The organism is Thiohalocapsa sp., from assembly GCF_019695415.1.
Classification (GTDB): Bacteria; Pseudomonadota; Gammaproteobacteria; order Chromatiales; family Chromatiaceae; genus Thiohalocapsa.
Genome location: NZ_JAIFKJ010000015.1, coordinates 1 through 1,517, shown reverse-complemented (window position 1 = coordinate 1,517; position 1,517 = coordinate 1). Strand labels below are relative to the sequence as shown.

Genomic DNA, 1,517 nt, shown 5'->3' with positions numbered 1-1,517 from the left:
GGACCACCCGGCTGCTCGACGACCTGAAGGACTTGGGCTACGACTACGCGACCAAGGCGGGGTTCTCCATCGGCATCGCGGACATGATCATTCCCGATGTGAAATCCAAGCGAATTGCCCAAGCCCAGAAGGAAATCGCCGAAATCCGCAAGCAACGGGAACAGGGAGTGATCACCGAACGCGAGCGATACAACAAGATGATCGACGTCTGGTCGCAGGCCAACAGCGACATCGCCGCGCAACTGTTCGAAGTCCTGGAGCAAAACCGCAAGAGCGTCGAAATCAACCCGGTGTTCGCCATGCTGGACTCCGGCGCCCGCGGCAGCAAGGACCAGATTCGCCAGCTCGCCGGCATGCGCGGTCTGATGGCCAAACCCTCCGGAGAAATCATCGAACGCCCCATTCTGTCCAACTTCCGCGAGGGGCTCACCGTGCTCGAGTACTTCATCAGCTCCCACGGGGCTCGCAAAGGGCTGGCCGACACCGCGCTGAAAACCGCGGACTCCGGCTACATGACCCGCAAACTCGTCGATGTCGCGCAGGACGTCATCTGCGTTGAAGAGGATTGCGGCACGGTGAACGGCATCTGGGTGCGCCCCATTCGGGAAGGGGACGAAGAGACGGTTCCCCTGCGAGACCGTATCGTCGGGCGCTTCAGCGCCGACGACATCCGCGACCCGCTGGCCAACTCTGACCAGGACGAGCTGCTGGTCTCGGCGGGACAGGAGATCACGCCGAGCATTGCCGCAGCGATCATCGACCGCGGCATCGAGGACATTCACATCCGCTCCGTTCTAACCTGCGAAAGCCGACACGGGGTTTGCGCCGCGTGCTACGGGCGAAACCTGGCCACCGGCGACTTCCCGGAGGAAGGCGAAGCGCTGGGCATCATCGCCGCCCAGTCCATCGGCGAGCCGGGCACCCAGCTCACCATGCGCACGTTCCATGTCGGCGGCACCGCCGCCGCCTCCGCCAAGCAACCCGTGCTCAAGGCGCGACACGAGGGCACGATCCGCCTGGAAGAGGCACGCTATGTCGAGCAGCAGGACGGCAACTGGGTCATTCTCAGCAAGGACGGCGCCGCCGTGATCGAAAACGACGACGGCGTCGAACTGGAACGCCATCAGTTGGTCCCGGGCGCCATCCTCACCCGGCGGGAAGGCGAAACCGTGGGCGCGGAGGAAAACTTCGGCCACTGGGACCCCTACAACGTCCCGATCATCACCCGGACCGCCGGACGCGTCGAATACCGCGACCTGATCGAAGGCGTGACCCTTCGGCGCGAAACCAGCCAGGCCAGCAATCGCGAGGAAGTCACGGTCATGGAACACCGCGAGGACCTCCATCCCCAGTTGGTGATTCTGGACGAAACGGACGAAATCGCCGACCACTACAGCTTGCCCGGCGGCGCCCACATCATGGTCGAGGACGGGCACAAGGTCGAAGCCGGCCAGACCGTGGCCGGAACGCCGCGCCAAACCGTCCGAACCACGGACATACCCGTCGGCCTCCCGCGC

The 1,517-nt window shown here is 64.3% G+C and carries 1 pseudogene; it reads left to right on the top strand.

The annotated features are described in order from the left end of the window. Window positions 1–1,517 (top strand): annotated as a pseudogene (locus tag I6U14_RS00210) (DNA-directed RNA polymerase subunit beta'); the annotation flags it as partial.